The 14,558-nt window shown below is 66.2% G+C and carries 15 protein-coding genes, 1 pseudogene and 1 riboswitch; of the genes and pseudogenes, 5 read left to right on the top strand and 11 right to left on the bottom strand.

The features are described 5' to 3' along the window. Positions 1–7: 7 nt before the first annotated feature. Positions 8–1,171 (bottom strand): acetoin utilization protein AcuC, encoded by a 1,164-nt coding sequence (locus ACM9HJ_RS12600; RefSeq protein ID WP_416572082.1) that lies wholly within the window; start codon positions 1,169–1,171, stop codon positions 8–10. 60 nt (positions 1,172–1,231) lie between these two features. Beyond that, positions 1,232–1,732 carry a nuclear transport factor 2 family protein gene (locus ACM9HJ_RS12595; RefSeq protein ID WP_416572081.1) on the bottom strand — a complete coding sequence of 167 codons (501 nt, stop codon included), beginning with the start codon at positions 1,730–1,732 and terminating at the stop codon, positions 1,232–1,234. A 124-nt stretch (positions 1,733–1,856) separates the two neighbouring features. After that, positions 1,857–1,961: riboswitch (TPP riboswitch) on the top strand. On the opposite strand from ACM9HJ_RS12595, the gene ACM9HJ_RS12590 reads away from it, so the two are divergent. The 4 genes and pseudogenes from ACM9HJ_RS12590 to ACM9HJ_RS12575 all read left to right on the top strand — a co-directional run. Further along, positions 1,954–2,718: an ABC transporter ATP-binding protein gene (locus tag ACM9HJ_RS12590; protein ID WP_416572080.1), complete on the top strand. Its 765-nt coding sequence runs from the start codon at positions 1,954–1,956 to the stop codon at positions 2,716–2,718. Its footprint overlaps the riboswitch before it by 8 nt. Continuing rightward, positions 2,715–3,485, top strand: a complete 771-nt coding sequence (locus ACM9HJ_RS12585) for an ABC transporter permease (protein ID WP_416572079.1) — start codon at positions 2,715–2,717, stop codon at positions 3,483–3,485. Before ACM9HJ_RS12590 ends, ACM9HJ_RS12585 begins: the two co-directional genes overlap by 4 nt. Beyond that, positions 3,482–4,426: an ABC transporter substrate-binding protein gene (locus tag ACM9HJ_RS12580; RefSeq protein ID WP_416572078.1), complete on the top strand. Its 945-nt coding sequence runs from the start codon at positions 3,482–3,484 to the stop codon at positions 4,424–4,426. Before ACM9HJ_RS12585 ends, ACM9HJ_RS12580 begins: the two co-directional genes overlap by 4 nt. A gap of 229 nt (positions 4,427–4,655) precedes the next feature. Beyond that, positions 4,656–5,300, top strand: a pseudogene (locus ACM9HJ_RS12575) (TylF/MycF/NovP-related O-methyltransferase); the annotation flags it as partial. 32 nt (positions 5,301–5,332) lie between these two features. On the opposite strand, the gene ACM9HJ_RS12570 reads toward ACM9HJ_RS12575, so the two are convergent. Genes ACM9HJ_RS12570 through ACM9HJ_RS12560 form a run of 3 tightly spaced genes read right to left on the bottom strand, consistent with a single transcriptional unit; the run spans position 5,333 to position 7,928 of the window. After that, complete coding sequence (locus tag ACM9HJ_RS12570) at positions 5,333–6,700, bottom strand: ATP-binding protein (protein WP_416572077.1); 1,368 nt, start codon at positions 6,698–6,700, stop codon at positions 5,333–5,335. Continuing rightward, entirely contained in the window at positions 6,697–7,404 is a 708-nt protein-coding gene (locus tag ACM9HJ_RS12565) for a response regulator (protein ID WP_416572076.1), read from the bottom strand. The genes ACM9HJ_RS12570 and ACM9HJ_RS12565 overlap by 4 nt, the downstream gene beginning before the upstream one ends. A 32-nt stretch (positions 7,405–7,436) precedes the next feature. Continuing rightward, complete coding sequence (locus tag ACM9HJ_RS12560; RefSeq protein WP_416572075.1) at positions 7,437–7,928, bottom strand: MarR family winged helix-turn-helix transcriptional regulator; 492 nt, start codon at positions 7,926–7,928, stop codon at positions 7,437–7,439. A gap of 70 nt (positions 7,929–7,998) precedes the next feature. Between ACM9HJ_RS12560 and ACM9HJ_RS12555 the strand changes: the two genes are divergently transcribed. Next, the gene (locus ACM9HJ_RS12555) at positions 7,999–8,895 is read left to right on the top strand and encodes a branched-chain amino acid aminotransferase (protein ID WP_416572074.1); all 897 of its coding nucleotides are present in this window, start codon (positions 7,999–8,001) and stop codon (positions 8,893–8,895) included. A gap of 86 nt (positions 8,896–8,981) precedes the next feature. Here the strand turns inward: ACM9HJ_RS12555 and ACM9HJ_RS12550 are convergent, their stop codons facing one another. The 6 genes from ACM9HJ_RS12550 to ACM9HJ_RS12525 all read right to left on the bottom strand — a co-directional run bounded on the left by ACM9HJ_RS12550 (position 8,982) and on the right by ACM9HJ_RS12525 (position 14,309). After that, the gene (locus ACM9HJ_RS12550; RefSeq protein ID WP_416572073.1) at positions 8,982–10,754 is read right to left on the bottom strand and encodes an ABC transporter ATP-binding protein; all 1,773 of its coding nucleotides are present in this window, start codon (positions 10,752–10,754) and stop codon (positions 8,982–8,984) included. A 92-nt stretch (positions 10,755–10,846) separates the two neighbouring features. Beyond that, positions 10,847–11,188, bottom strand: a complete 342-nt coding sequence (locus ACM9HJ_RS12545) for a PilZ domain-containing protein (RefSeq protein ID WP_416572072.1) — start codon at positions 11,186–11,188, stop codon at positions 10,847–10,849. A gap of 2 nt (positions 11,189–11,190) precedes the next feature. Continuing rightward, a complete protein-coding gene (locus ACM9HJ_RS12540) occupies positions 11,191–12,381 on the bottom strand; it encodes a PP2C family protein-serine/threonine phosphatase (RefSeq protein ID WP_416572071.1) in 1,191 nt (396 codons plus the stop codon). Beyond that, positions 12,378–13,139: an ATP-binding protein gene (locus ACM9HJ_RS12535; RefSeq protein ID WP_416572070.1), complete on the bottom strand. Its 762-nt coding sequence runs from the start codon at positions 13,137–13,139 to the stop codon at positions 12,378–12,380. Before ACM9HJ_RS12535 ends, ACM9HJ_RS12540 begins: the two co-directional genes overlap by 4 nt. A gap of 16 nt (positions 13,140–13,155) precedes the next feature. After that, the gene (locus ACM9HJ_RS12530) at positions 13,156–13,461 is read right to left on the bottom strand and encodes an STAS domain-containing protein (protein ID WP_416572069.1); all 306 of its coding nucleotides are present in this window, start codon (positions 13,459–13,461) and stop codon (positions 13,156–13,158) included. A 17-nt stretch (positions 13,462–13,478) separates the two neighbouring features. Then, entirely contained in the window at positions 13,479–14,309 is an 831-nt protein-coding gene (locus ACM9HJ_RS12525) for a hypothetical protein (protein WP_416572068.1), read from the bottom strand. Positions 14,310–14,558 lie beyond the last annotated feature (249 nt).

Genomic DNA, 14,558 nt, shown 5'->3' with positions numbered 1-14,558 from the left:
GCCTATCCTACCACAGATCGCGGACGCTTGCGGCTGCCTGCCGCACCATGTCGCGGATCGGGCCTTCATGCGGAGCATCGGCCAGGGTCTGGAACCAGCGCGCCGGCGGATTGCGCCCCTCCCGCCGGTCCCAGGTCAAGGATTTCAGCACCGCCCCGGCCTCCGGCGTCAGCTCGGCCTGCACCGGGTCGATGCCGTTCAGCACGGCCCAGATGCCGGCCCAGGCCCGGCCCACCGACCAGGGATTATAGCCGCCGCCGCCCACCACGATGGTGCGCGGCGCCAGCCCCACCAGATCGCCCACCGCCCGCCACAGGGCACGGTTGGACAGGGACAGGCGCGACAAGGGATCGTCGGCCAGGGCATCGGCGCCGGTCTGGATCATCATCGCCTGCGGGCGGAAGGCCACGGCCAGCGGGATGATCGCTTCCTCCACCACATGGCGGAATTCGTCATCGTTCAGCCCGGCGGGCAGCGGGATGTTGCGGGCCATGCCACCGGCCCGGTCCGCCAGCTTACCCGTATAGGGCCAACGCCCCTCCTCATGGGTGGAGATGGTCAGGACGCGTTCATCATCATGGAAGGCATCCTGCACCCCGTCGCCATGATGGGCATCCAGATCGACATAGAGGATACGGTCCAGCCCCTGGTCCAGCAGGGCCATCAGCCCCAGGACGGGCGCGTTGAAGAAGCAGAAGCCGCTAGCCCGGCCGGGCCGGGCATGGTGGGTACCGCTGGCCGGGGAATGCACCACCCCGCCATCGCGGACCAGATCGGCCGCCATTATGGCCGCCCCCGCCGCAATGGCCGGGCGCCGGTACATTTCCGGGAAGACCGGGTTTTCCAGCTTGCCCAACGCATAGCGCAGGGCCGTGTCCAGATCGACGCGCTGGTCGCGCTCCGCCCGCTGCACGGCGTCGATGTAATCGCGCTCATGGAACCGGGCCAGCTGTTCCGCCGTCGCCTGCGGGCTGTCCAGATATGCTGAATCCTCCAGCCAGCCCATGGCGCGGATCAGGTCGGTGGCGACCGTGACGCGCGGAATGGACAGCGGATGCTTCCTGCCATAGCTGGAATGGCGATAGATTTCCCCGCCCAGGTAAAGCGGTCGGGCCATCGCGTCGGGGCGCGATGCGGGGGCGGGGTCGGACAGGGCGGCGCTGTCGGGCATGATGGGCCGATCCTATGCCGCGACGCGGCATGGAACAAGTGCAGCGCACCACCCGCGACGTTATTTCACGGCCTCATGGTCATAGGAGAAGACGCGCGCCAGCTTCCAGCCATCGGGCTCCAGCCGCCAGAGCTGGGTGAAGCGGGCCTTGCCCACCAGCTTTTCCGGCCCGTCGCCCTTGCGCTCATAGAACACATGGTCGCCCTGTTCGATCACGCCGACACCGGCGATGGGATGCAGGGTCATGGTCCCGGCCACCAGTTCGCGGCGCGAGCGCCAGGCATCTGGCTTCTTTTTTTCCTCACAACCCTTCTGGTATTCCGCAACGAACGGGGCGGCCGACCGCGCCACCTCCCCGCCCTTGTCGTGGTACATCTCGAAATCCGGCATCAGCATCGCGGCGACACGGGTTGGATCGCAACCCTCGAAGAAGACCTTGAAGAACTCCGTATCGGCCTTCTCGATGGCCGCCTGCAGGGCCGGGCCTTCCGGCAGGGAGGCGGCTTGGGCGGGCAGCGCCAGGGCCGACAGGAAGGACGCGAGGATAAGGGGCTTGCGCATGGTATCTCCCGTTTCTGGCAAGGAAATTTGACACTTATCCATGCAGGTCTGCAAGGACTGTCCCCGGCCCCATGTAGGGTGCCAATGGCCTTGCGGGGCCGCCCTCTGTTTGCCATAACCAACCCACCTCACTGGGGGGAGCCGATGGTCGGCTGAGAGGTCCCGGACGGGACGACCCCTGGAACCTGATCCGGTTGAAACCGGCGTAGGGACAGTGACCCATGACCGATCCATCGGGGCCGCGCGCGGTCCCGTCCGCCCCTGCCATCCATGTCCGCGACGCCGCCATCGCCTTCGGCGGGCAGACGCTGTTCACGGGCCTGGACCTGACGGCACCGGCGGGGGCGACCACCTGCCTGCTGGGACCCAGCGGCGTGGGCAAATCCAGCCTGCTGCGCCGCATCGCCGGGCTGTTGCCGGGTGACGGCACCGTCACCGCCGATGATGATCTGCCCGTCGCCGGCCGCATCGCCTGGATGGGGCAGCAGGATCTGCTGCTGCCCTGGGCCAGTATCCTCGACAATGTCATGCTGGGGACGAAACTGCGCGGCGGCCGGATCGATGCCGCGATCCGCGATCGGGCCATGGACCTGTTGGCCGCCGTGGGGCTTGATGGCTGGGAAAAACAACGGCCCGACGCCCTGTCGGGCGGCATGCGCCAGCGCGCCGCCCTGGCCCGCACCCTGTTCGAGGATCGGCCCATCGTGCTGATGGACGAGCCCTTCTCCGCCCTGGACGCCATCACCCGCCTGGACATGCAGGATCTGGCCGCCCGCCTGCTGTCCAGCCGCACCCTGCTGATGGTCACCCATGACCCGATGGAGGCGCTGCGCCTGGGCCATCAGGTGCTGGTCCTGTCGGGCACGCCCGCACGCCTGTCCGACCCGATCACCCCGCCCGGCCCCACACCACGCGCCCCCGACCTGCCGGACCTGCTGGCGCTGCAGGGCCAATTGCTGTCCCGCCTGCGCGGAGGTGGCGCATGACCGGGCGTATCCTGCGGCCCATCATCACCCTGGCCGGACTGCTGCTGGCCTGGGCCCTGCTGGTCCGGCTCGCCGACCTGCCGCACTACATCCTTCCGGGTCCGGAATGGGTGGCCCTGCGCCTCTGGAACGACTGGGAACTGCTGGCCCACCATGCGGGATACACGGCGCTGGAGATCGTGCTGGGCCTGGTGCTGGGCACGCTCTGCGGCGGGCTGGCGGCCCTGGCCCTGACGGCGTCACAGGCGGCCCGCCGCTGGCTGCTGCCGCTGCTGCTGGCCAGCCAGGCGGTGCCCGTCTTCGCCATCGCCCCGCTGCTGGTGCTGTGGCTGGGCTATGGCATGGCGTCCAAGGTGGCCATGGCCACCCTGATCATCTTCTTCCCCGTCACGGCCAGCTTCTATGACGGCTTGCGGCGCACCGATCCCGGCTGGCTGGATCTGGCGCGCACCATGGGGGCCGGCCCCTGGGCGACCTTGCGCCATATCCGCGTGCCGGCGGCCTTGCCCGCCCTGGGCTCCGGCCTGCGCATGGCCGCCGCCGTGGCCCCCATCGGGGCGGTGGTGGGCGAATGGGTGGGGGCGTCCGCCGGCCTGGGTTATCTGATGCTGCATGCAACCGCACGGGTGCAGACCGACCTGACTTTCGCCGCCCTTTTCATCCTGGCGCTGCTGGCCGTTTGCCTGTGGCTGCTGGTGGACGTGATTTTGCGCCGGGCATTGCCCTGGCTTCCCGACAGCGTGATCAGCAAGGAAGACATGAGATGAAGATGCGTTGGATGCGGGCAATGGCCGTGGCCGCCGCCATGGCAAGTGCGGTGCCCGCCATGGCCCAGGACAAGCTGGAAGTCCTGCTGGACTGGTTCGTGAACCCCGACCATGGACCGCTCTATGTGGCCCAGGAACAGGGCTACTTCAAGGATGAAGGGCTGGCCGTCGACCTGATCGCCCCGGCCGATCCCAACGACCCGCCGCGCCTGGTGGCCGCCGGCCAGGGCGACATCGCCATCTCCTACCAGCCGCAGCTGCATTTGCAGGTCGATGCAGGATTGCCCGTGGTCCGCGTCGGCACACTGGTGGCCACGCCGCTGAATACCGTCATCGTGCTGAAGGATGGCCCCATCAAGTCCATCAAGGACCTGAAGGGCAAGAAGGTCGGCTTCTCCGTGGGCGGGTTCGAGGATGCGCTGCTGGGCGCCATGCTGGAAAAGCACGGGCTGTCGCTGAAGGACGTCACCCTGATCAATGTGAATTTCTCCCTGTCGCCGGCCCTGTTCGCGGGACAGGTGGATGCCATCGTCGGCGGCTACCGCAATTTCGAACTGAACCAGATGGCGATCGAGAAAAAGGAAGGCCGCGCCTTCTTCCCGGAGGAGGAAGGCGTTCCCGCCTATGACGAGCTGGTCTTCATCACCGCCAAGGGCAAGGTGAACGATCCGCGTATCGGCCGCTTCCTCTCCGCCGTGGAACGCGGCACCCAGTACCTGATCAATCATCCCGACGCCGCCTGGGCCCTGTTCATCAAGGGCCGCAAGGATCTGGATACCGAGTTGAACAAGCGCGCCTGGAAGGACAGCGTCGCCCGCTTCGCCCACAGCCCCCGCGCGCTCGACCGTGCCCGGTATGAGCGTTTCGCCCAGTTCCTGAAGGCCCGCGGGCTGGTGAAGACCACACCGGACATCGCCATTTACGCGGTCGAAGTGAAGTGACAGAATTCCCACGAACTTGACAGCCCCCACCGGCGCCCATGCGCTGTGAGCCAAGCCGCATAGCAGGGCCCGGTGATTGAGGGAACACGAATATTCCGGAATATCTCGGGGTCGATTTATGCCAATCAGTGACGCCCGTCTCCTTTACATCGACCTGATGAAAAAGTGTCTGATCGGCATGATCTATGAGGACCCGTCCTCGGGCCCTTTTGCCGCCGGGTATGAACCAACACGCCGCAGCTACGGTCTCGACTGGCCCCTGAAGGCCCACTCGATGATCGGCGAGAAGCGGATGGACAATCTCCGCGACGCGATCTTCCATGTGGTCGGGAAAGGGGTCGCGGGCGATTTCATCGAAACCGGCGTCTGGCGTGGAGGGGCCTGCATCTTCATGCGGGCTGTGCTGGCCGCCTATGGCATTACCGACCGGACGATCTGGGTCGCGGATTCCTTTGAAGGGCTGCCGCCGATCAATGCGGCGGAATATCCCGAGGATGCGAAATGCGATGACCTGTCGCAATTCAAGGAACTGGCTGTCAGCCTGGAACAGGTGAAGGCCAATTTCGAGAAATACGGGATGCTGGATGACCAGGTCCGGTTCCTGAAGGGCTGGTTCAAGGACACGCTGCCCACCGCCCCCATCGACAAGCTGGCCATCCTGCGCCTGGACGGCGACATGTACGAAAGCACCATGGATGCCCTGAAAAGCCTGTATCACAAGGTCTCGCCCGGCGGCGTGATCATCGTGGACGATTACAAGATGGTAGAGGCCTGCGCGAAGGCCATCCATGATTTCCGCGATGCCAATGCCATCACCGACCCTATCCGCCATATCGACCACTGCGCGGTCTATTGGATGAAGGGCACCGTATAGTCACCCGATCCCACGGATGTGGGCCGGCGGCACTATAAAGGCAATCGAACGACAGCCCGCAGCCCCTTCTGCGGGCTGTCGCGCAGGATGACGTCGCCACCATGGCGCCTTGCGATGTCGCGGGCGATGGTCAGGCCCAGGCCCACGCCGCCGGTCTTCTGGTTGCGCGACGGTTCCAGCCGGAAGAACGGACGGAACACGGCGTCGCGCTGATCGTCGGGAATACCGGGCCCGTCATCATCGATCAGGATTTCCACGAAATTCCCGCGCCGCTCCAGGCTCAGCCAGACATGGCGTCCATAGCGCGCGGCATTGCCGATCAAATTGTTCAGACACCGGCGCAGCGACAGCAGGCGCAGGGGCAGCACCACCGCTTCGCCCTGCGTCACCATCGGGTCCAGCGTCAGCCGCGCCCCTTCCCGGCGCGCATTGCCCGCGATCTCGGCCAGCAGCAGCGACAGGTCCACCTGCCGCTCCTCCTCCTCCCCGTCGCCACGCGCGAAGGAGAGATAGCCGTCGATCATCACCTGCATCTCGGCCACATCGGCCTTCAGCTCCTCCACCTCCGCCATGTCCGGCATCATGGCGAGCTGGAGTTTCATGCGGGTGAGCGGCGTGCGCAGATCATGGCTGACACCGGCCAGCATCTCTGTGCGCTGGGCGATCTGCCGGCGGATACGGTCGCGCATCAGCAGGAAGGCGTGCGCCGCCTGTCGCACCTCCACTGCCCCCTCCGGCCGGAAATCCGCCATGTCGCGGCCCTTGCCGAACGCGTCGGCCGCAACCGCCAATCGACGGATGGGCCTGATCTGGTTGCGCATGAACAAGGTGGCGATGGAGAACAGCACCAGGGAGCTGCCCAGCATCCAGATGATGAACAGATAGCTGGTGAAGCTGTACAGCCGCCGCTCTGGCGACAGCACCGACAGCACCCCGTCGGGCAGCTGCACCCTGATCTCGATCCATTTATGAGCGACATTGCTGTTGATGCGCCAGGGCCGGCGGACCCGGTCGTCCAGCGCCTGTCCCAGCGTCTCCTCCAGCCCGCCGCGCAGGCGGGCCGGCGGGTCGGGCAACTCCTCCCCCGGTGTCCAGGTGAACAGGATGTCGGTATTGCGGGCCGCCATGGACAGCGTTTCCTCCCGCGCGCCGTCATCCGGGTCGCGGGCCAGCTGTTCGATGACGAAGGCGATCTCGCCGGCCACCGAATTGGCCAGGCGATTGGTCATCGTGTCCCAATGCCGGTCATAGAAGACGAAGGTGGCGATGGCCTGGGCCAGCACCACGGGCGTCATCATGATCAGCAGCGAGCGCGCGAACAGGGTCGCCGGCACGTAGCGTTTCGCCGCGCGCATCGGCCGGGGGCGCCGCCGCCACAGTTCCTGCAACCAGCCGTTCAATCGGGCCTCAACACATAGCCTTCGCCGCGCACCGTCTGAAGATAACGCGGCTCGCGCGGATCATCTTCCAATTTACGGCGCAGACGGGTGACCTGGACGTCGATGGTGCGCTCATTGCCCGCATCCACCCCCGCCTTTTCCACCAGCGCCTCCCGGCTCATCACCATACCGGGTTCGGCGGCCAGCACGCGCAGCAGGCTGGCTTCCATGGCGGTCAGGCGGATGATCTCCTCGCCGGTGCGCAACTCCTCCCGTTCCGCATCGAACAGATAACGGCCCAGGCGGATGGGCACCGCCCCCAGCGCGGCGCGCGGCGCGCGGCGCGCCGTACGGCGCAGGATGGCATTCAGGCGCAGCACCAGCTCGCGCGGCTCGAACGGCTTGGACAAATAATCATCGGCCCCGGCCTCCAGCCCGTGGATGCGCTCATCCGCCTCGCTGCGCGCCGTCAACATCAGGATGGGGGCGCCGCCCTTGCCCGACAGGTCGCGGCACAGTTCCAGCCCGCTTTCACCCGGCATCATCACGTCCAGCACGATCAGGTCGAATTCCAGCCCGGCCAGCTTGGCCCGCGCCTCCGCCGCATCGGCCGCCCCCGTCACCAGGAACCCGTTCTGGCCCAGATACCGGCGCAACGCCTCGCGCAGGCGCGTATCGTCATCGACGACCAATATATGCGGCTGCTCGGCGGGATCGGTGATCATGGCCCCTCACATAGCATGGACGGGGCCAATGGTCACCGCTTGCCCGGCGGCGGGAACTTGGCCCGGTCCTCCGGGTCGATGATGCCCAGCATGACGGTGCGGAACCCTTCCACCGACGCCGCCCCCGCCGCGCGATAGGCCTGGGCGATGCGGGCGCGCTGGGCGTCCGACAGGGCGCGTTCCAGTTCCACCCCCTTCTCCGTCAGGGTCAGCAGGCGCTGGCGCCGGTCCTTGGTGCCCGGACGCTGGGCGATATATTCCTGTTCCACCAGATCGGACAGCACGCGGCTCAGGCTCTGCTTGGTGATCTGCAGAATGCCCAGCAGTTCCGTCACCGTGATCGACGGATAGCGGCCCACGAAATAGACGACGCGGTGATGCGCCCGCCCCAGCCCGATCTTCGCCAGCATGGCGTCGGGCTCCGCCGTGAAGTCGCGATAGGCGTAGAACAGCAGTTCGATGCCCTGGCGAAGATCCTCCTCACGCAGGAAAAGCGGGTTCGGTCCCGATTTTATGTCAGCCATGTTGACTTATTTCCGCAATTCCGTATCGTGGATGGAGTTATACGCGACATAAAAAAACAAGGAAGCCCAAATGACGATCATCCCCTTCCATGACCGTGACGGCCATATCTGGTTCGACGGGGCACTGGTCCCCTGGCGTGAGGCGCAGGTGCATGTGCTTACCCACGGCCTGCACTATGCAAGCTGTGTATTTGAGGGGGAGCGCATTTACAATGGCGTGATCTTCAAGTCGCACGAACATTCGCTGCGCCTGCGCCGCTCAGCGGAACTGATGGGCTTCGATATTCCTTACAGCGCCGAGGAGATCGACGCTGCCAAGCGGGAGGTCTGCAAAGCCGCCGGCCTGCGTGACGGCTACCTGCGCCCCGTCGCCTGGCGGGGCAGCGAGATGATGGGTGTCGCCGCGCAGGCCAACAAAATCCACCTGGCCGTCGCCTGCTGGGAATGGCCCAGCTATTTCACCCCGGAAGCCCGGATGAAGGGCATTTCGCTGGAAATCGCCCGCTGGCGCCGCCCCGCCCCGGACACCGCCCCGACGGAGGCCAAGGCCGCCGGCCTCTACATGATCTGCACCATTTCCAAGCATGAGGCGGAGCGCAACGGCCGCCAGGACGCGCTGATGCTGGATTACCGGGGCTATGTGGCCGAGGCGACGGGCGCGAATTTCTTCATGGTGAAGGATGGGGTGATCCACACCCCCATCCCCGACTGTTTCCTGGATGGGCTCACCCGCCGGACGATCATCGATCTGGCCAAGCGCCGGGGCTATAGCGTGGTGGAGCGCCATTTCACCCTGGATGAGGTGAAGGACGCGTCGGAGATTTTCCTGACCGGATCGGCCGCCGAGGTGACGCCGGTCAGCCGCATCGGCGACTGGACCTTCACGCCGGGCGATGTCTGCCGGACGATGATCGCGGATTACAGTGACCTTGTTCATGGCCGCCTGAACACGGCAGCCGCGGCGTAGGTCAGGTCGAGCCGTAGGCAAGCCCTGACAGCAATGGATTGAAAGCCTTATCTGTCAGGGCTCGGGCTTGCGCCCTCGACCCTGACCTACGCCCCACCCTGCAACATCTGGAACCGCGCATAGGCCCCGCCCTGGGCCAACAGCTGCTCATGCGTCCCCTGCTCCACCACCCGGCCCGCATCCATCACATAGATGTGATCGGCATCGGCGATGGTGGACAGGCGGTGGGCGATGACCAGGGTCGTGCGCCCGGCCTGCAACCGGCGCAACGCCTCCTGCACCGCCCGTTCCGACGCGCTGTCCAGGGCCGATGTCGCCTCGTCCAGCAGCAGGATGGGCGCGTTCTTCAGCATGGCGCGGGCGATGGCGATGCGTTGGCGCTGCCCGCCCGACAGCTTCAGCCCCATCTCCCCCACGACCGTGTCATACCCGTCGGGCAGGTCCAGGATGAAATCATGCGCGGCGGCGTCGCGGGCGGCGGCCTCCACCTCAGCGCGTGACGCGCCCGGCCGGCCATAGGCGATGTTGGCCAGGATCGTATCATCGAACAAAGCCGTCTCCTGGCTGACCAGGGCGATGGAGGCACGCAAGCTGGCCAGCGTCAGGTCGCGCACATCCTGGTCGGCCACGGTGACCGCCCCCTCGGTCACCTCATAGAAACGCGGGATCAGGTTCAGCACCGTGGTCTTGCCCGACCCGGACGCCCCCACCAGGGCCACAGTGCGCCCGGCCGGCACCTCTATATCCACGCCTTCCAGCGCCTCCTTCTCCCCATCATAGGAGAAGCGGACGCCGGTGAAGCGGATATCGTGCCGGCTGTCCGGCGGCAGGACCTTGGCCCCCGGCCGGTCGGTAATGCGCGGCGGCGCATCCAGCACCGACAGCACCCTGTCGGCCGCCGCCAGCCCCACCTGCAACTGCGCGTTCAGCTTGGTCAGGGCCTTCATCGGCTGATAGGCCAGCATGAAGGCGCCGATGAAGCTGACCAGCTGGCCGGCCGTGCGCGTGCCGTCTGCGATGGCCAGACCGCCATAGACGATGACGCCGACCACGGCGGCACCGCTGAAAATCTCGTTGATGGGCAGCATGGAGGCGCCGGTGCGATAGCTTTTCGCCGTCAGCTTGCGCAGCCGGTCGATGGTGCCACCGACGCGCGCCTCCTCATACGCCTCCATGCCATAGGCCTTCACATGGCGCGCGCCCTGGAAGGTCTGGCCCAGCACGGCGGAGAAATTGCCCAGCTCCGTCTGCTGGCTGGCGGCGATGCGGCGCAGCCGCTTGCCCAGGCGCCCCAGGAACCAGCCCGAGACCGGGAACACGGTGAAGGCGATCAGGCCCAGGCGCCAATCCTGATAGAACATCATGCAGACCAGCACGACCAGCGTCAGCCCGTGATTGACCGCCCCGGTCAGGCATTCCGACACGGCCAGCCGCATCTGGTTCACGTCATTGACCAGATGCGAAATCCACTGCCCCGACGCGCGCCCGTGCAGATAGGCCAGGTCGGATCGGATCAGGTGGCCATAGACCTGGCCCTGGATGCGGGCTACGATGCGCTGGCCTACATGGTTGACCAGCACCGAATGGCCATAGGCCGCCGTGCCGCGCACCACGAAGGCCGCCATGATCAGGGCGGCGAACGGCAGCAGGAAACCGTGATTGTCCGGCTGGAACGCCCGGTCCAGCAGCGGCTGGAACCCCCAGGCCACCGCCCCCGTCCCCGCCGCTTCCAGCGCCATCAGCAGCAAGGCCACCGCCAGCTTGGATTTGTAGGGCCCCAGATAGGCCGCCGATAACCGGCCGAGCAGGGCGCGGGTCCGGGTGGCCTTTTTCGGGGCGGCATCGGTGGTCAGGGCCAAGATCGGTTTCCGTCAGGGGTAAAGACCATAGGACATGGACCGCCGGCCACGCCGACGCAAGACTTGCCGGCGTAACCCTCCCATACCTGCCTTTACTCCGGGACGGGGCTCAACCCCTTGGCCCAGCCGGCGACGATGGCACCGACCCCGTCGCGGGAGAACTCGATGCCGATTCCCAGTTCCGTCCGCCGCACCACACGGGCATCGGTGGACAGCGCGATCTGCGGGATTTCCAGCACGGTCATGGTGCCGATCGGCAGGTTGGGTGCGTCCACCAGCAAGGCGCCCGACGGGGAAACGTCGCGCATATCGCAGTCGTAGGTCTGGCCACCCGCCTGCAGGCGGATGCCGAACTGCACCGCATGCCGGTCGAAACGCCGGCGGTTGGGCTTGAACAGGCCCTTTATCCAATCGATGGGAGACATCACAGGCATGGTCACACCCTGCTGATGCAAATGGCCGTCAGGTCGTCGGCCAACGGCCGCGCCGCCATAGTGTCGAAGGAGGCGAGCAATCGCGCAAGCCTGTTCTCGCCTCCGGGGAAACATTGCCGAACCAGACGCAGCAATCCATCCTCCCCGATCAGGTGCCCGGCCTGGTCATCGGCCTCCGTCATCGCATCGGAATAGACCAGCAGCGAGGCGCCGCGCGGAAACGGCACCGTGTCGGCCGTGAAGGACGGGTTGTTGGTCACGCCCAGCATCAGGCCGCTGGCATCCAGCATCGTCACCTGGCCGTTATGGAACAGCATCGGGCTGGGCGCGCCGGCGGCGGCATAGGACAAGGTGCCAAGCCGGCTGTCGATGATGCCATAGAAGCAGGTGGCGAACTGCCCGACCGGCAGCAGATCCTTCAGCGGCCGATTCAGCATGGTCAGCCATTCCGCCGGTTCCAGCCCGTTGGGCGGAATACGCTCGATCAGCGTATGGAAGCGGAAGGTGTTGATGGCCGCCGATATGCCATGGCCGGAAAAATCCGCCGACATCAGGCCCAGTTGATCGTCGCCCAGGTCGAACAGGGTCCAGAAATCGCCCCCCAGCTCGTCCGACGGCTCGAAATGCCCTTCGATCGACAGATTGTGCCGGGCACCGGCCGCCGCGATCACCCGCGCCGCCGGGATCAGCGAGGTCTGCATCGACCGCGCCAGCTTCAGGTCGCTTTGCAGGCGGCGGTGGAAATCCGACAGGTTTCGGAAAAAGAACTGCTTTTCCAGATGCAGGCGGACGCGCGCCATGCATTCGCCGGGATTGATCGGCTTGGTGATGATGTCGCTGGCCCCGGCCTCGAAACATTTCACCCCGGCCGGGTCGTTGGCCGCCGATGTCTGCATCAGCACGGGCAGGTCGGCCCAGGCCGGCTCCTCCCGGATGCGGCGGCACAGGCTCAGCCCGTCCAGCACCGGCATGCCGATATCCAGCACGACAAGGTCGTAACTGGTGGCCCGCAGCCGGGCCAGCCCCTCCTCCCCGTCGGCGGCGAAATCGACCTTGCCGATACCGACCCAATGCATGAAGCGCGACAGGATTTCCCGGTTGAAGCGGCTGTCATCGACGATCAGGACGCGGCAATCGGCGAAGCTGATGCGGTTCGGCCCCTGGCCGGATGGGATCGTGCCGGCCTCGCTCATCGGCGGAAATACAGGTTGGCGGTGCGGCCGGCATCAGTGAAGGACACGCGATCGGCCATTTCCCCCATGATGCGGATACCGCGTCCGGATTTCGCCTCCAGCTTCTCGATGCTGGCCGGCACATGGCCGGGATGGCCCCGCCCCTCATCCTTGATGCGCAGGCACAGTTCATCCGCCCCGGCCACCGCCTCCACCGTCACCCGCCGGCTGGCATGGGCGCGGTCGGCCAGCCTGTCCTGCACGGCGCGGAAGAAACCGTCAAAGGCACCGGCATCGGCCGAAGGGCCATGATGGATGTCCAGATTGCCATGGACAATGGCGTTGCTGACCGCCTCATGCAGGCAGATTTCCGCATCCGACCGCCGGTGCGGGTCCAGCCAGCCACGCGCCACCAGCGTGGTGCAAAGCAGCGGGGCCATGTCCAGGCTGAAGCTGGTGACGGTAGACAGCGACAGGTGCAGGCCGGGCGGACCCGCCAGCAGCGGCAGAAGGCCGGGCGGCAATTCCCCGTCATCACCCAGTTCGACATAGGCGCAGGCCCCCAGCGCCAGGGCCGCCTCCATCTCCCGCGTGCTGCCGCGCAGCGTGACCAGGATGGCGGGGGCGGCGGTCAGGGTGCCTGCCTCGGCCGCCTCCACCGCCCAATCGGCCTGGATCAGCCCATGGGACATGACCAGCCGGCGCAACAGGCCGGACGCCACCTCCCCGCCGATGGACGGCGGCGGGCCGGCAGCGGGGTGCGGGGCGGTGGACACCATGGCGGCGGCCCCTGGATCAGGGCGTGACGCGGAACAGGGTCTGGAACTTGGCGATCTGCAGGATGCGTTTCACCGATTCCTGCGCGCCGAACAGCTCGATCTCCATCTTCTTGGGCATGGCCACGTCGCGGGCGATCAGGAACATGCCCAGCCCCGAACTGTCGACGAATTCCAGCTTCGTCAGGTCGAAGATGCAGACCGTCCCTTCCGCCTTCTCGATCGCATCAACGACGTTGCGGAACTTTTCATGGTCGATCAGCGTCATACGGCCCGACAGGGTGACGCGCAACCCATCAGCGGCGGTGTGGACGGTGTAGTCCATCGCAAGTCTCCGTTAAGTCAGTCGAACAGATTGTCGATTTCGGATTGGTCCAGCGGGTTCGGCGGCTCTTCGTCCGCCGCGGCAGACGCCGGAGCCTGTTTCTTGGGCGGCGGCGGCGGTGCCGGGGCACGCGGCGCAGGCGCGGCACCGGACAGCAACGCATCCACATCGCTCTGGTTCACGCCATCGTCGCGCGGACCGCCCAGCAGATGGGCGTCGGGGCGGGTATCGACGGGGCCGTCCGGCGGGGCCGCCTTGACGCTGTCGATATTCCAGATGGAGATCATGGCATTGACGCGCTGTTCGACATAGCGCAGCGCATTCACCACCTTGCTGGTCCGCTGCCCCGTCAGGTCCTGGAACGAACAGGCGGTGAAGATATTGGTGACCTCGTTCTCGATATCGGCGACCAGATCGGCATCGGCACCTAAGCGCTTCAGCCGTCCCGCCACCTCCATCAGCCGCTCGGCCGATTGCAGGATGTCGATCGACGCGCGCTCCGTGGTGGAGACGATGGCGTCCAGCTCGTTCGTGGCGATATCCAGGCGGTTGTTGGAGGAATCCTTGGGCCGCAGGGCCGCGATCTCGCGCCGCGCCTGTTCGATCGACGCCGCCATCTCCATCAGCTCGCTGCGCAGAACCTCGGCCCGGCCGGACGTCTGCAACAGGCCCGTCTGGCTTTCGAACAGGATGCGCAGGTCGCGCATCGCCGCTTCCACCCGCGTCTGGCCCGCCTCGCCCGCTCGGCGCGCATGCTCACGCAGGAAGGCAAGACCTTGCGGCGACTGTGCGATTCGGTCGTAAAGGGCGGCGTAATCCCCCTCGGACAGACCCGGAATGTTCCCCATTTCGTGCAAGATGCCGCACCATTCCCTTGTCGAGCCGCTACCGGTCCGTCCGCCCCACGCGGCAGGCATGCCCGGCCCGCCTTATTGCTACCACCATCGGGGCAAGCGCAGCAATTGATTGCACCGCCACGCGCAGCGGTTTTTCACCACCGCCGGCAAATCATGGATAGGTGGGGGCCAAACCAGAGCCACCCGTCCTTGATCTTCCCATCCCGGTCACCCACACAACCGATGGGCAATGAGAGCCCG

It is taken from the genome of Niveispirillum sp. KHB5.9 (assembly GCF_048066115.1).
In the GTDB taxonomy this organism is placed as follows: domain Bacteria; phylum Pseudomonadota; class Alphaproteobacteria; order Azospirillales; family Azospirillaceae; genus Niveispirillum.
Note: the sequence above shows the minus strand (reverse complement) of the source record. Positions and strands in the feature narration are given on the sequence as shown.

What these genes read in the sequence shown, in the direction of transcription:
- ACM9HJ_RS12530 (WP_416572069.1), bottom strand. Translation starts at nt 13,461, where the DNA reads ATGGACTACACCGTCCACACCGCCGCTGATGGGTTGCGCGTCACCCTG.
- ACM9HJ_RS12545 (WP_416572072.1), bottom strand. Translation starts at nt 11,188, where the DNA reads ATGCCTGTGATGTCTCCCATCGATTGGATAAAGGGCCTGTTCAAGCCC.
- ACM9HJ_RS12535 (WP_416572070.1), bottom strand. Translation starts at nt 13,139, where the DNA reads ATGGTGTCCACCGCCCCGCACCCCGCTGCCGGCCCGCCGCCGTCCATC.
- ACM9HJ_RS12595 (WP_416572081.1), bottom strand. Translation starts at nt 1,732, where the DNA reads ATGCGCAAGCCCCTTATCCTCGCGTCCTTCCTGTCGGCCCTGGCGCTG.
- ACM9HJ_RS12525 (WP_416572068.1), bottom strand. Translation starts at nt 14,309, where the DNA reads ATGGGGAACATTCCGGGTCTGTCCGAGGGGGATTACGCCGCCCTTTAC.
- ACM9HJ_RS12585 (WP_416572079.1), top strand. Translation starts at nt 2,715, where the DNA reads ATGACCGGGCGTATCCTGCGGCCCATCATCACCCTGGCCGGACTGCTG.
- ACM9HJ_RS12540 (WP_416572071.1), bottom strand. Translation starts at nt 12,381, where the DNA reads ATGAGCGAGGCCGGCACGATCCCATCCGGCCAGGGGCCGAACCGCATC.
- ACM9HJ_RS12600 (WP_416572082.1), bottom strand. Translation starts at nt 1,171, where the DNA reads ATGCCCGACAGCGCCGCCCTGTCCGACCCCGCCCCCGCATCGCGCCCC.
- ACM9HJ_RS12560 (WP_416572075.1), bottom strand. Translation starts at nt 7,928, where the DNA reads ATGGCTGACATAAAATCGGGACCGAACCCGCTTTTCCTGCGTGAGGAG.
- ACM9HJ_RS12590 (WP_416572080.1), top strand. Translation starts at nt 1,954, where the DNA reads ATGACCGATCCATCGGGGCCGCGCGCGGTCCCGTCCGCCCCTGCCATC.
- ACM9HJ_RS12565 (WP_416572076.1), bottom strand. Translation starts at nt 7,404, where the DNA reads ATGATCACCGATCCCGCCGAGCAGCCGCATATATTGGTCGTCGATGAC.
- ACM9HJ_RS12580 (WP_416572078.1), top strand. Translation starts at nt 3,482, where the DNA reads ATGAAGATGCGTTGGATGCGGGCAATGGCCGTGGCCGCCGCCATGGCA.
- ACM9HJ_RS12555 (WP_416572074.1), top strand. Translation starts at nt 7,999, where the DNA reads ATGACGATCATCCCCTTCCATGACCGTGACGGCCATATCTGGTTCGAC.